The organism is Dryocola clanedunensis (assembly GCF_038405435.1).
GTDB lineage: Bacteria > Pseudomonadota > Gammaproteobacteria > Enterobacterales > Enterobacteriaceae > Dryocola > Dryocola clanedunensis_A.
The window spans coordinates 26175-40077 of record NZ_JBBYHZ010000015.1; the positions used below are offsets into that span (position 1 = coordinate 26175).

At 57.8% G+C, this 13903-nt stretch carries 15 protein-coding genes; 3 read left to right on the forward strand and 12 right to left on the reverse strand.

From position 1 onward, the window contains the following. Positions 1–26 precede the first annotated feature (26 nt). A complete protein-coding gene (gene pldB / locus AAE045_RS21365) occupies positions 27–1019 on the reverse strand; it encodes a lysophospholipase L2 (RefSeq protein WP_455549413.1) in 993 nt (330 codons plus the stop codon). Positions 1020–1118: 99 nt separating this feature from the next. Between pldB and rhtB the strand changes: the two genes are divergently transcribed. Then, positions 1119–1739 (forward strand): homoserine/homoserine lactone efflux protein, encoded by a 621-nt coding sequence (rhtB, locus tag AAE045_RS21370; protein ID WP_455549414.1) that lies wholly within the window; start codon positions 1119–1121, stop codon positions 1737–1739. 3 nt (positions 1740–1742) lie between these two features. Here the strand turns inward: rhtB and rhtC are convergent, their stop codons facing one another. The 3 genes from rhtC to pldA all read right to left on the reverse strand — a co-directional run bounded on the left by rhtC (position 1743) and on the right by pldA (position 5191). Next, positions 1743–2363 (reverse strand): threonine export protein RhtC, encoded by a 621-nt coding sequence (gene rhtC, locus AAE045_RS21375; RefSeq protein ID WP_455549415.1) that lies wholly within the window; start codon positions 2361–2363, stop codon positions 1743–1745. Between the two features lie 67 nt (positions 2364–2430). Further along, positions 2431–4257 (reverse strand): ATP-dependent DNA helicase RecQ, encoded by a 1827-nt coding sequence (recQ, locus tag AAE045_RS21380; RefSeq protein WP_455549416.1) that lies wholly within the window; start codon positions 4255–4257, stop codon positions 2431–2433. Between the two features lie 64 nt (positions 4258–4321). Continuing rightward, positions 4322–5191 (reverse strand): phospholipase A, encoded by an 870-nt coding sequence (pldA, locus tag AAE045_RS21385; RefSeq protein WP_455549417.1) that lies wholly within the window; start codon positions 5189–5191, stop codon positions 4322–4324. Positions 5192–5365: 174 nt separating this feature from the next. Between pldA and yigI the strand changes: the two genes are divergently transcribed. Beyond that, entirely contained in the window at positions 5366–5836 is a 471-nt protein-coding gene (gene yigI / locus AAE045_RS21390; RefSeq protein WP_455426182.1) for a thioesterase family protein, read from the forward strand. Between the two features lie 51 nt (positions 5837–5887). Continuing rightward, positions 5888–6784 carry an EamA family transporter RarD gene (rarD, locus tag AAE045_RS21395; protein WP_455549418.1) on the forward strand — a complete coding sequence of 299 codons (897 nt, stop codon included), beginning with the start codon at positions 5888–5890 and terminating at the stop codon, positions 6782–6784. Positions 6785–6834: 50 nt separating this feature from the next. Here the strand turns inward: rarD and corA are convergent, their stop codons facing one another. From corA to lptM, 8 genes are all read right to left on the reverse strand, one after another. Continuing rightward, a complete protein-coding gene (gene corA, locus AAE045_RS21400) occupies positions 6835–7785 on the reverse strand; it encodes a magnesium/cobalt transporter CorA (RefSeq protein WP_455549419.1) in 951 nt (316 codons plus the stop codon). 162 nt (positions 7786–7947) lie between these two features. Further along, on the reverse strand, positions 7948–8040 hold the full coding sequence (ysgD, locus tag AAE045_RS21405; protein WP_455426184.1) for a YsgD/CorL family protein: 93 nt from the start codon (positions 8038–8040) through the stop codon (positions 7948–7950). 114 nt (positions 8041–8154) lie between these two features. Beyond that, positions 8155–10317, reverse strand: a complete 2163-nt coding sequence (gene uvrD / locus AAE045_RS21410; RefSeq protein WP_455426185.1) for a DNA helicase II — start codon at positions 10315–10317, stop codon at positions 8155–8157. Positions 10318–10493: 176 nt separating this feature from the next. Beyond that, positions 10494–11210 carry a 5-amino-6-(5-phospho-D-ribitylamino)uracil phosphatase YigB gene (yigB, locus tag AAE045_RS21415; protein WP_455549420.1) on the reverse strand — a complete coding sequence of 239 codons (717 nt, stop codon included), beginning with the start codon at positions 11208–11210 and terminating at the stop codon, positions 10494–10496. Then, on the reverse strand, positions 11210–12115 hold the full coding sequence (gene xerC, locus AAE045_RS21420) for a tyrosine recombinase XerC (protein WP_455549421.1): 906 nt from the start codon (positions 12113–12115) through the stop codon (positions 11210–11212). The genes yigB and xerC overlap by 1 nt, the downstream gene beginning before the upstream one ends. Further along, positions 12112–12816 (reverse strand): DUF484 domain-containing protein, encoded by a 705-nt coding sequence (locus AAE045_RS21425; RefSeq protein WP_455549422.1) that lies wholly within the window; start codon positions 12814–12816, stop codon positions 12112–12114. Before AAE045_RS21425 ends, xerC begins: the two co-directional genes overlap by 4 nt. Next, positions 12813–13637: a diaminopimelate epimerase gene (gene dapF / locus AAE045_RS21430; RefSeq protein WP_455426189.1), complete on the reverse strand. Its 825-nt coding sequence runs from the start codon at positions 13635–13637 to the stop codon at positions 12813–12815. The genes AAE045_RS21425 and dapF overlap by 4 nt, the downstream gene beginning before the upstream one ends. 38 nt (positions 13638–13675) lie before the next feature. Continuing rightward, positions 13676–13885, reverse strand: coding sequence for an LPS translocon maturation chaperone LptM (gene lptM, locus AAE045_RS21435; RefSeq protein WP_455549423.1), 210 nt, complete (start codon positions 13883–13885; stop codon positions 13676–13678). Between the last annotated feature and the right edge of the window lie 18 nt (positions 13886–13903).

Sequence of the window (13903 nt, forward strand, 5' to 3'; positions counted from 1 at the left end):
GATTAGTAAACCTCTGGTGAAGAAAATTAATGATGCCGGTCGAAAAAATCGAGGATGGCATTCAACGCTCTGGCCCGCATATTGTCCTTTTCAAACAGGATCTCATGATACGCGCCGTTGATGACGTAAGGTGTTTCCCCCTCACAGGGATGGCCCGCCGCGGCACGAAGTTCGCAGAATCGCTGGTGCGCGCGGTTATCCACCACCCGCTCCTCTTCTGCCTGGAGTAATAACATCGGCGTAGTGATAGCGGTGGCTCCCGCTAACACTTCTTCTCCTGCGAGTATCCCTTCGCGTACCCAGTGCCATGTCGGCCCGCCTACCCGCAATGCTGGCTCGTCAGCATAAAAACGCAGGTTACGACGGTAGCGTTCACGGCTATGGGTCAGGACATTAACGCTAAACGGCAGGGCGCGCCAGCGGCCTGTTCCTATTGCGTAACCTTCACGAATGCGCTGGTGGCCTTCCGCCCAGTCGAGCAGGTGGCGCACCATCCAGTCCGGCCAGCGCAGCGTAATACCGAACATCGGCGCGGTAAGCGCCACGGCATCAAAGGCCTGAGAATTTTTTTCCAGCCAGAGCGTGGTGATAGCCCCGCCCATGGAGTGCGCCAGCACGTAACGCTTACGCCACGGGCCGGTAGCAACTTCCTGCTGATAAAAGCGGTCAAAATCTTCGACGTAGTCGCTAAATTTCACGACGTGCCCACGGTGCGTATCGGAAAGCATCCGGCCCGAACGCCCCTGTCCGCGATGGTCGAGGATTAGCACATCGTAGCCACAGTGGAACAGATCGTAGGCAAGCTCCGCATACTTCACGTAGCTTTCAATGCGGCCCGGACAAACGACAATGACGCGATCGTGCTCCGCGGCACAAAAGCGCACATACCGAACCGGCACATCGTCTACGCCCAGAAATTCACGCTCTTCGCGCTCGCGCCAGAAGTCCGTCAATGGACCCTGTGTGAAAGCAGCAAATGCGCTCTCACGTGTTAACCATCCATTTTTATGCTGACACATAAGCTGTTTTTGCACCGTCTGTCTGAATATTTGTGACCCATAGCACGCCCATAAACAATAGCGTATTGTGGCACAAAAGTGTTCAATCGGGAATTTCGTATGACTTTCGAATGGTGGTGTACCTATCTTCTAACGACAATTATTCTGAGCCTCTCCCCGGGCTCCGGCGCCATCAATACCATGTCCACCGCCATCAGCCACGGCTACCGGGGAGCGGCAGCTTCCATAGCCGGGTTACAAACCGGGCTGGCGATCCATATCGTGCTGGTCGGCGTAGGCCTGGGCGCGCTCTTTTCCCGCTCGCTGATGGCGTTTGAAGTGCTGAAATGGGCAGGTGTTGCCTATCTCATTTGGCTTGGCATTCAGCAGTGGCGGGCGGCAGGCTCAATCGATCTCAATACCCTGGCGGCCAGCCAGCCGCGCAGCCGCCTGTTTAAACGCGCGGTGTTTGTGAACCTCACCAACCCCAAAAGCATTGTGTTTCTGGCGGCCCTGTTCCCACAGTTTATCGCTCCGCATCAGCCGCAGGCGATGCAGTACGTGATTCTGGGCGTCACTACCGTGGTGGTGGATATCATCGTGATGATTGGCTACGCGACGTTAGCCACGCGCATTGCGGGCTGGATAAAAGGGCCGCGTCAGATGAAAGCGCTGAATCGGGTGTTTGGTTCGCTGTTTATGCTGGTAGGCGCGCTCCTTGCCGGAGCACGCCAGGCCTGAGAATTAGCGGGAGATAATCAGGTGGATGCCGAAGCCGGTAAACAGAGCGCCCGCCATGCCGTCGATCCATCTGGCGAGGCGCTGATAGCCGCGACGCATTTTCGGCAGGGCAAACAGGCTCGCCACGAGGGTAAACCAGGCAAAGGTTTCCAGGGCGATCATCACAAACAGGCCCCAGCGCTCGGCCCCACCCACGCTATCGCCAACGAACAGAGAGAAGACGCTGCCGAAGTAGATAATCGCTTTCGGATTCGAAAGGTTGGTGAGCAGACCTTTCAGGAAACTGCGTCCACCGTGCGCCAGCTCAACCGCTGGCGCCTCTTCGGTTGCCACTTTTTTCTTAAACGCGCCGCGCAGCATCTGGTAACCCATCCAGCACAGGTACAGGCCACCGCCGACCATAATAATGCTGTGCAGCCACGCCATTTTTTCCAGGATCAGGTTCAGGCCAAGCAGGGCCACGCCGGACCACACCATGACGCCGCCGGTAATCCCCAGCACGCCCATCATCGCCTCTTTGCGGGAGCGGCTAACGGCCGTCTGGGAAACGAAGAAAAAATCAGGACCAGGGGTGACCAGGGCAACGATATGCAGTACCGCTACGGTCAGAAAGAGCATCAGCATAGGAAGTAACTCGCGGGATTATCAGTCGATGAATAACCATCCTGCCACGTTCGGGCAGGACTGGCTACTACTCATCTTCGCCGTCGACGTGGCTGCGAATTAATGCCATGAATTCGCGGCCAAAACGCTCCAGCTTGCGGGTCCCCACGCCGTTCACACCCAGCATTTCGCCAGGGGATAGCGGCATCTGCTCCGCCATTTCGATAAGCGTCGCGTCGTTGAACACCACGTACGGCGGGATATTTTCTTCGTCGGCAATCGCTTTGCGCAGTTTACGCAGCTTGGCGAACAGTTTGCGGTCATAGTTGCCGGAAGCAAACTTCTGGCTCGCTTTAGATTTTATCGCCACAACCCGGGGAACGGCGAGCATCAGCGGGACTTCCGCGCGCAGATAAGGGCGCGCCGCTTCGGTCAGCTGCAGCGCCGAATGCTGAGCGATGTTTTGCGTCACCACGCCCAGGTGAATGAGCTGGCGAATCACGCTAACCCAGTGCTCGGTGGTGTGGTCACGGCCTTCACCATAAATCTTGAGTTTATCGTGGCCTAACTCGCGGATACGCTGGTTGTTAGAGCCGCGCAGCACTTCAACCACGTAGCCCATGCCAAAGCGCTGGCCGACGCGATAGATGCAGGACAGCGCTTTTTGCGCGTCCATCAGCCCATCGTACCTGCGCGGCGGATCCAGACAAACGTCGCAGTTGCCGCACGGCTGCTGGCGGCCTTCACCGAAGTAGTTCAGCAGCACCAGACGGCGGCAGGTTTGCGCTTCCGCGAAGGCACCCATCGCGTTGAGCTTGTGGCGTTCGATGTCCTGGAGGGCGCCTGCTGGCTTCTCTTCGAGGCATTTGCGCAGCCAGGCCATGTCCGCCGGATCGTAAAACAGCATGGCTTCCGCAGGCAGGCCATCGCGCCCGGCGCGGCCCGTTTCCTGGTAATAGGATTCAATGTTGCGCGGAATATCAAAGTGCGCCACGAAGCGGACGTTAGGCTTGTTGATACCCATGCCGAAGGCGACGGTGGCAACGACAATCTGCAGGTCGTCGCGCTGGAATTTTTCCTGCACGTCCGCCCGGACATCATGCTCAAGCCCGGCGTGATAGGCCCCGGCGGAGATACCTTTGCTTTGCAGGCGCGCTGCCGTGTCTTCAACCTTCGCGCGGCTGCCGCAGTAAATAATGCCGGATTTACCCTTCTGCTCCTGCACATAGCGCATCAGCTGATCGAGGGGTTTGAACTTCTCCATCAGCATGTAGCGAATGTTCGGGCGGTCGAAGCTGCTGATCTGGATAAACGGATCCTGCAGGCCGAGCAGGCGCACGATATCCAGCCGCGTGGTGTCGTCGGCCGTCGCCGTAAGGGCGATAAACGGAACGTCCGGCAGACGCTGGCGCAGCTGGCCAAGCGCGGCGTATTCCGGGCGGAAGTCGTGCCCCCACTGGGAAATACAGTGCGCTTCGTCCACCGCCACCATCGACAGGTGCCACTGGCTAATCTGATCGATGAAGTTGTCCATCATCAGCCGCTCAGGGGCGATATACAGCAGGCGAATTTGCCCGGTTCGGCAGCCAGCCATCACTTCCTGCTGCTGATCCCGGCTCTGGGTAGAGTTCAGGCAGGCCGCTGAAACCCCGTTGGCCAGCAGCTGATCCACCTGGTCTTTCATCAGCGAGATCAGCGGCGAAACCACCACCGTCAGGCCGCCAAACACCAGCGCGGGAATTTGATAGCAGAGGGATTTACCGCCGCCGGTTGGCATCACGACCAGGCTGTCGCGGCCACCAAGCACCGTTTCAATGATGGTTTCCTGACCTGGACGGAACTGCTGGTAGCCGAAGGTCTCTTGCAGGACCTGTCTTGCCAGCGCTGTCTGATTAATTACTTCCGCCTCTGTCACGCTCTCTCCACCACCAAAAAAAACAGGCGCTATTTTCAGCGCCTGCGTTAAAAACTGCAACTTTTTAGAACAGGTCGTTAAGCATAACGCCAACGCCGAAGCGCGTCTGGTTAAAGTTGTAATCAATTAATGACTCGCCGTAGCCGCTGTAGAGCTGGGTGTACAGGCGAACATGCTTGCCGACCGGGTAGCTGAAGCCAAGCTCCGCGCCGCCGTAGCCGGTATTCCAGTTGTACTGGCCCTTCATGCTCAGGATCGCGTCACCAAGGGCATAACCCACCTTCAGCTGGTAGTAACCCATATATTTGGTGATATCCGGGTTATCGTCAGTTGAGCCAATCACGTACCACGGCTTCACTTCCACCAGCCAGTTTCCGTGTTCCGCCATCAGGCGTGCATACATGCGGTTCCAGCTGCGGGAGGTTGGGTCGGAGCGTCCGTTAGACTGGTGGTTGTAACCAAACTCGACGTCGCGCAGCGTCCATCCGGCAAAAGTGTCATCCGTAGCAAAGCCGAGGAATACCTGCGGTTCGTAGTTCGTTTCGCGGAACGGTGAGGATTCTCCGCTGTTGGACAGCTGCCACCAGGATTTCTGCGTATAAGATGCGCCCAGCACCGAGTTCTGGCCCAGAATACCGCGCCAGAGCGGGAAGGCGAGGCTTAGCTGGAACTTCACTTCGTCTTTGCGGGCGTTATCAGACCAGTTGTAGGAGCTGATGGCTTCTTTGTTCAGGTCGTCCGTTACCGAGTAAACCACATAGTTAGATTCATAAGGATAGAGCGTGAACGGGTTGTCATGCTCCTGCAGCATGTTGGCAATGATGCTGCCGCGAACGGCCGGCTTATCATGCACTTCTTTAATTGTTGCTTCCTGTGCGTATGCCGTAAGAGGCAGCAAGCATGCTGCCATCAAGCATCCCAAAAACTTGCGCATCGACGATGTTCTCCTGAACGTAATAATTAGTTTCGAATTGTTAGCTGGCGGACATTCTACATAGTTATTATTCGTCCCGCTCGTCTGACTGTCCTAAAGTGGAAAGCAACAATTCAGAAGCATAAAATACACATCCAGGTTACTTATTCACGCTTTGCGATCGAGGAACGATCTATGTCCGGCAATGTTCTGACAACTGAAGCTGCGCTCCAGCTGGTTGGTGAAATTTTCGTTTATCACATGCCCTTTAACCGCGCCCTCGGCCTTGAGCTTGAGCGCTATGAAAAAGCCTTTGCCCAGCTTGGGTTTAACAACCAGCCGATGATGGTCGGCAACTGGGCGCAGAGCATTCTGCACGGCGGCGTGATTGCCTCGGCGCTGGACGTGGCGGCGGGGCTGGTTTGCGTGGGGAGTACGCTGACACGCCACGATACGATCAGCGAAGAGGAGCTGCGCCAGCGCCTGTCAAAGATGGGCACTATCGATCTGCGCGTCGATTACCTGCGCCCAGGCCGTGGGCAGCGCTTCACCGCCAGCAGCAGCTTGTTGCGCGCAGGTAACAAAGTGGCGGTGGCCCGTGTGGAATTACATAACGAAGATCAGTTGCATATCGCCAGCGCCACGGCCACCTATATGGTGGGGTAAGAAGATAAATCCTGTTACTATTTGCGCACTATTCTTCGACGAGTTTTCTTCATGGATGCGAAACAGACCCGCCAGGGCGTGTTGTTTGCCCTCGCGGCGTATTTAATGTGGGGCATCGCGCCTGCTTATTTCAAACTGATCAACTACGTTCCGGCAGATGAAATCCTGACCCACCGCGTTATCTGGTCTTTCTTCTTTATGATCGCGCTGATCAGCCTGAGCCGTCAGTGGCCGCAGGTGAAAAAAGCCTGCCGGAACCGCAGGAAGGTGCTGGCGATGGCCGGGTCTGCGGTGCTTATCGGCGGGAACTGGCTGCTGTTTATCTGGGCGGTGAATAATAACCATATGCTGGAAGCCAGCCTCGGCTACTTTATTAATCCGCTGGTCAACGTCGTGCTGGGGATGGTTTTCCTGGGCGAGCGCTTCCGCCGCATGCAGTGGCTGGCCGTGGCGCTGGCCTGCTGTGGGGTGCTGGTGCAGCTGTGGACGTTTGGCTCGCTGCCGGTCATTGCGCTCGGTCTGGCCTTCAGCTTCGCTTTCTACGGGCTGGTCCGTAAGAAAATCGCCGTGGATGCGCAAACCGGGATGTTAGTCGAGACGCTATGGCTGCTGCCGATTGCGGCAATCTATCTGTTCGGCATCGCCGACAGCGCAACCAGCTATATGGGGCAGAATCCCTGGTCGCTGAATCTCCTGCTGATTGCCGCAGGCGTAGTGACCACGATCCCGCTGCTGTGCTTTACCGCCGCCGCAACGCGCCTGCGCCTCTCCACGCTGGGGTTCTTCCAGTATCTTGGCCCGACGCTGATGTTCCTGCTGGCCGTCACCTTCTACGGTGAGGTCGTGGGCAAAGACAAGATGGTGACCTTCGGCTTTATCTGGGCGGCGCTTGCGCTGTTTATTCTCGATGCGGTGTATACGCAACGTCGGCTGCGTAAAATCGCTTAACCGCAGCCGAATTTTTCCCCTCTCCCCAAAGGGGCGAGGGAGAAAAAGCGTTACAGCCAGTTCTTACGTTTAAAGTAGAGGTAAGGCGCAAGCCCGGCGAGGATCATCACGATAATCGCCGCCGGATAGCCGAAGCTCAGCTTCAGCTCGGGCATAAATTCGAAGTTCATCCCGTAGCTGGATGCCACAAGCGTAGGCGGCAGGAAGACGACTGACACAACCGAGAAGATCTTGATGATACGGTTCTGCTCGATGTTGATAAAGCCCATCGCCGCCTGCATCAGGAAGTTTACCTTCTGGAACAGGGATTCGTTGTGCGGCAGCAGGGATTCGATATCCCGCAGGATCTCGCGGGCCTGCTCCAGCTGGCCGCCCGGCAGACGCGCCTTGCGCACCAGGAAATTCAGTGCTCGCTGGGTATCCATCAGACACAGGCGAACCTTCCAGCCGATATCCTCCAGCTCCGCAAGCGTTGACAGCGCGGCGTCGTATTCGTCGCCCTGGTGCCCTTCCATGATCACACGGCTGAGCTTTTCCAGGTCGCTGTAGATATTTTCGATTTCGTCCGCCAGCTGTTCGATTTTGGTTTCGAACAGGTCCAGCAGCAGCTCGTAGGCGTTGCCGTCCACCATCGCCTGGCTGCGGGCGCGCATGCGGTACAGACGAAACGCAGGCAGCTCACGTTCGCGCAGGGTGTACAGGCGGCCTTCACGAATGGTGAATGCCACGGTGCTGTTACCGGCGTGATCGTCAGCATCTTCAAAGAAGAAGAATGAGTGGATGTGCAGCCCGTCTTCGTCCTCAAAGAAACGCGCCGAGGCTTCGATGTCTTCCAGCTCTGGTCGGGTTGCCAGGCTCTGACCAAGTTCCGTTTGCACACGCTCCCGCTCGCTCTCTTCGGGCTCCACCAGATCGACCCAGACGGAGTTTGTCAGGTCGTCGGTTTCATCCCCTTCAAGGCGGGACAGACGATTGTTTTCCAGTTGAAATGCGCTCAGCATGACCGGGACTCCCAATGCAAAAAATATCAGGGACAGTTCGGTTGGCACACAGACAGAAACTCTTGAGGTTTCAGACCATTAAACAGCCTGACTCATTGCGACGGGAACGATAGACGAGCAGTCGCCGACAACCACTAAGGCTATCAGCATTCGAGGATAGCCTTAGAAGTTGTACCTGGATAACAGGTAATTGAGCCAGTATCTACTGGGTGTGTCCAAGGCGAGTGTCCTCTTAAGTCGTATTCGTGCGCGCATGTTACGCCACCATAAATATGGCGTCAACACGCAACGGGACACCGCTTGCGAATAAATACCCGCGATGTTCTAAGGGTAGCAGTGTTTCAGAAAATTGCGCGATAAATCTGGATGTTACACCGTTTCCAGCTTCGCGTAAGCGGCCACCAGCCACTTAATTCCCTGCCCCGGAAAAGCGACCTGCACGCGGCTGTGATCGCCGCTGCCTTCCAGGTTAACGATGGTGCCTTCGCCGAATTTTGCATGGCGCACGCGCTGCCCGAGCTTGTAGCCGGTGTCATTTTCGGAAATCGGCGTGCCCATACGCTGATGGCTTACCGGTCGGCTGATGCTGGCGCGTAAACGCACCTCTTCAACGGTATTTTCCGGCAGCTCGCCGACGAAGCGCGACGGGCGGTGATAAACCTCTTTGCCGTACAGACGGCGGGTTTCCGCGTAGGTCAGCGTCAGCTTCTGCATGGCCCGCGTCACGCCGACGTAGGCCAGTCGGCGCTCTTCCTCCAGACGACCGCCTTCATCCAGCGACATCTGGCTCGGGAACATGCCCTCTTCCATGCCGACGATAAAGACCTGCGGGAACTCCAGGCCTTTGGCGGAGTGCAGCGTCATCAGCTGAACCGCATCCTGCCAGGTGTCCGCCTGCCCTTCACCCGCCTCCAGCGCGGCGTGGGAGAGGAACGCCTGCAGCGGCATCAGGTCTTCGTCTTCGTCCTGATAGCTGAACTGGCGCGTTGCCGTCACCAGCTCCTCTAAGTTTTCGATACGCGTCTGGCCTTTTTCACCCTTCTCCTGCTCGTACATCATCATCAGACCTGAGTCTTTAATCACGCGGTCCGTCTGGACGTGCAGCGGCATGTCGATGGTTTCATGAGCCAGCGCGTCGATAAGTTCCATAAAGCGTTGCAGGGCGGAGGCCGCACGGCCTGCAAGCGCCTTTTCCTGTAATAACAGGCGGCAGGACTGCCAGAGCGTAAGCTGTTTATCACGAGAGGTCTGGCGCACGACGTCCAGCGTGCGATCGCCAATCCCACGCGTTGGGGTGTTGACCACGCGCTCAAAGGCGGCGTCATCGTTACGGTTGGCGATCAGGCGCAGATACGACAGCGCGTCTTTGATTTCCTGACGTTCGAAGAAGCGCATGCCGCCGTAGATGCGGTACGGCATGCTGACCTGCAGTAATGCCTCTTCCAGCACGCGCGACTGGGCGTTGCTGCGATAGAGAATGGCGCACTGCTCCAGCGCTCCGCCGTTCTCCTGCCAGGTTTTGATGCGGTTCACCACGAAGCGGGCTTCGTCCAGCTCGTTGAAAGCGCAGTAGAGGGAAATCGGCTCGCCGTCGCTGCCGTCGGTCCACAGCTCTTTGCCTAAGCGGCCAGAGTTGTTAGCGATCAGGGCGTTGGCGGCGTTCAGAATATTGTTCGTCGAGCGGTAGTTCTGCTCCAGGCGAATGGTTTCCGCGCCGGGGAAATCCTTCAGGAAGCGCTGGATGTTTTCCACCTGCGCGCCGCGCCAGCCGTAGATTGACTGGTCATCATCGCCGACGATCATCACCTTGCCGGTGTCGCCCGCCAGCATGCGGATCCACGCGTACTGGATGCTGTTGGTATCCTGGAATTCGTCCACCAGAATGTTGGTGAAGCGTTCGCGGTAGTGGTTAAGAATATGCGGCTTGTTCAGCCAAAGCTCGTGCGCGCGCAGCAGCAGTTCGGCGAAATCCACCAGGCCTGCGCGGTCGCAGGCTTCCTGATAGGCCTGATAAACCTTCTGCCAGGTTTGCTCCACCGGATTGCCGTAGCTTTCGATGTGGTGCGGGCGCAGCCCTTCGTCTTTTTTGCCGTTGATGTACCACATTGCCTGACGTGCGGGCCACTGCTTGTCGTCGAGATTCAGCGCTTTGATCAGGCGCTTTAGCAGACGCAGCTGGTCTTCACTGTCCAGAATCTGGAAGTCCTGCGGCAGGCTGGCGTCCATGTGGTGCGCGCGCAGCAGGCGGTGCGCCAGGCCGTGGAACGTACCAACCCACATGCCGCCCTGGCTGGTGCCCATCAGCTGGCCGATACGGTGACGCATTTCCGCCGCCGCTTTGTTGGTGAAGGTCACCGCCATAATAGAGTACGGCGAGCAGTTCTCGACCATCATCAGCCAGGCGATACGGTGCACCAGCACGCGTGTTTTACCGCTGCCCGCCCCTGCCAGCACCAGCATATTGCTGCGCGAGGCCGCGACGGCTTCACGTTGTTTATCATTCAGGCTGTCTAGCAGGTAAGAAACGTCCATTGGCACCGCCACAAGAAAATTTGATTGAGGTATCGCAGAGAGCGGGAAGGCGATTCGTAGGGCGGATAAGCGCTGCGCCATCCGCCAGCATGCCCGTTAAGCACCGCTGGATGACACTTCGTTTATGCGCCCTATAAATAACTCAGCGGCATACCCCTGGAATTTTATACAGAAGATTATATCAGCGCGGTGAGGGATGCCAACCGCGAAATTTCAAGATGAGGTAACAGGCGGCTGTCGTCGATCTGCATCAGGTCACCGTCGCGCAGGTTTATCCAGCAGGCCTGCATGCCGCAGCGGACGGCTCCGGCAACGTCCGTGGTCAGGTCGTCTCCCACGTGAAGGATATGCGCCAGCGGCACGTCGAGCTTCTGCGCCGCCAGATGGTACATATCGTTAAACGGTTTTGAACGTCCGTGCGGGCCAGCCCGCAGAACGAACTTAAAGTATTTATCCAGCCCGAACAGATGCGGCTCCGCGTTACCGTTGGTAATTGCCACCAGCGGCCATTTTTCGGCGAGCTTCGCGAGCGTGTCGTGGGTTTCTTCCGGCACGTCAATACGGCTGCGCCACTCGGCAAAATTCGCCATGGAAGCCGTAGCGCCCGCCGAAGCTTCTTCCGCGCTCAAGCCCGCGTCGAGCATCGCCTGCTCAACGGCACGACGACGCCATTCGGTCACATCGTGATAGATATCCGGCTCGGCCAGGCGGATCGCCTGGCGCAGGCGCATGAAATCAGGCTTTTTTAACGCGCTCAGGCTCGGATGGTAGTTCTGCACGAAGCTTAAGGACTCAAGCTCGGTACGTTCAATCACCGGACGGTTGTCATACAGGGTATCGTCCAGATCGAAGGTGAGCGCGGCGACTGGCCCGAGTGGGCGGTAAAAATGCATTACGATTTCCCCCGTTTGGCGCGTGGATGCGCGGCATCGTACACCGTGGCTAAATGTTGAAAATCTAAATGGGTATAGATTTGCGTGGTGGAAAGGTTCGCGTGGCCCAGCAGCTCCTGCACGCCGCGCAGATCGCCGCTCGACTCCAGCATATGCGTGGCAAAAGAGTGGCGAAGCTTATGGGGATGAACATGGCTGTTAAGCCCCTGTTTGATGCCCCACTCGCTAAAGCGTTTCTGGACGTTGCGGGCGGAGATACGTTTCCCCTGCTTCGACAGAAACAGCGCGTCGTCGTCCGGACCAAACAGCTCGCGCAGATCGAGCCAGTGCTCAACCCAGGTCACGGCGGATTTCCCCACCGGTACGCGACGCTCTTTGCTGCCTTTCCCCATCACCCAGACCTCGCCCGTGCTGAGATCGATGTGCCCGCAATCCATGTTGACCAGCTCAGAGAGACGCAGGCCCGCGCCGTACATCACTTCCAGCATGGCGCGATCCCGTACCGCAAGCGGATCGTTCAGATCGATATCCAGCAGGCGGTTAACGTCATCCACTTCTATATTTTTCGGCAGATGGCGGCCTGATTTTGGCGCGGAAATCCCTTTTGCGGGGTTGGCTTTGAGTTCACCCTGGCTGACCTGCCAGTCGAAGAAGCTGCGCAGCGCGGAGAGGCGCAGCGCGAGGCTGGAAGGCCCGAGGCCTGCTCTGCGGCTGCGGACGGCAAGAGATCGCACGCCTGCGGCATCGCACTGCTGCCAGTTTTTCACCCCCATCTCACCCAGCAGGTGGACGATGGTTTCGAGCTGGCGGCCATAGTTTAGCAGGGTAAGCGGGCTGAGCTGGCGCTCAACCTTCAGGTAACGCAGGAATCCATCAACGGCGGGCTGAAGCGGTGAGACGGTCATACGCGTTCAATCCAGCGCTCCAGCAAATCGGGCAGCATCAGCGCCAGTTCATGCAGCAGCTGCGTCCCCTGGCCCTCGTGATAATGCTGCGGATCGCGGCTGCTGAACAGCAGCACGCCAAGATCGGCATCGTTGCCCATCAGCGACATGGCCACCGACCCGATGGCTTTCGCCTGCGGCAGGATCACCAGTAGCTCCGGTCCGTTGAGCGTCCCAAGATAGTGCTGGCTGTCGCCCAGGCGCTGAATGCGCAGGGGCTCAAACGCCTGGCGGCTCAGGGAGAGCTGCACGAAGTCAGAAGGTGCGCCGATACGCCAGCGGTCAGCAAAAAGACGGACGTTCGCCCCTGCCAGCCCCATCTCGCGCGCCCAGCGGTGCAGGCGGTTGAGCATATCCTGCAGGCTGGTGGCCGAAGCCAGACGGCCCTGCAATTTGAGCAGGCGATAGAACAGGCCCTCGTTAGTACTGGCCTGCTCCATCAGCAGGTTCATGTTCTCTTCGAGGCGGTTGATGTGGTTACGGCTGCGCGCCATATGCCACTCCACCAGCGACACCGTGCCACGAACCGGGTGCGGCACCTGCATCTGTTCTACCCGATGGGCATTACGAATAAAGAAGTCAGGATTGCGCTGCAGGTATTCCGCCACGGCGTTATCGTTGAGCTCCAGTACGGCTTCTTGCTGTTCCTCGGCGTTCTTCATAGATGTATGAATCCATCATAGACATGGGCCGCCGGGCCGGTCATATACAGCGGAGAACCCGGCCCTTTCCAGGCGATATCAAGGCGACCGCCGGGCAGCTCAACGCGTACCTGTTCGGCCAGTAGGCCTTGCTGTATACCCACGGCGACGGCACCACAGGCACCGCTGCCGCAAGCTTGCGTTTCCCCGGCTCCGCGTTCAAAGACGCGCAGGCGGATGTGTTCACGGGTAACGACCTGCATGAATCCGATGTTTGCCCGCTCCGGAAAACGCTCGTGGCTTTCCATTACCGGCCCTAAGGTTTCAACGGCTGCGGTAGTGACATCATCAACCTGAATCACGCAGTGCGGGTTGCCCATCGACACCACGCCGCACATGATGGTCTGTTCCGCAGCACGCATAATATAGGTCTTTTCCGCTTTGTTTGCGCGGAACGGCACTTCGGAAGGTTCGAAGTTCGGCTCGCCCATATTCACGCGTACCAGCTCATCATCCGTCACGCTAAGCACCATACGGCCATTGGCGGTACTGACGCGAATATCACGCTTGTTGGTGAGCCCTTTCAGGCGCACAAAGCGGGCAAAGCAGCGCGCGCCGTTGCCGCACTGCGAGACTTCGCTGCCGTCGGCGTTGAAGATGCGATAGTGAAAATCGAGGTCCGGATCGTACGGCGGTTCAACCACCAGCAGCTGATCGAACCCGACGCCGAGATGGCGATCCGACAAGCGGCGGATCAGCTCTGGCGAGAAGTAAACGTTTTGTGTCACCGCGTCGACGACCATAAAGTCATTACCGAGGCCATGCATTTTTGAGAACTGCATCTTCTGCTCCATTTCCGCGGTTACTTATCTCTTGGCGACTAGTAAACAGTCTGGGTCGGCGCGTCGCCCATTCCGCGATCGTTGCGGACCGGCGTAGGTGACTGCGTCTGTGGAGCAGGCGCGGTGTTTTGCGTCGCCGGTTTGGTTTTACCGTCAGCCGGTGGGAAATAGAGAGGGCCTTTCAGGCCACAGCCGGTCAGGCTAAACAGCGCAAGAGCGACGGCCAGCGGGCAGAAAATTTTCTTCATTATTGAGTTGCCTGTGAT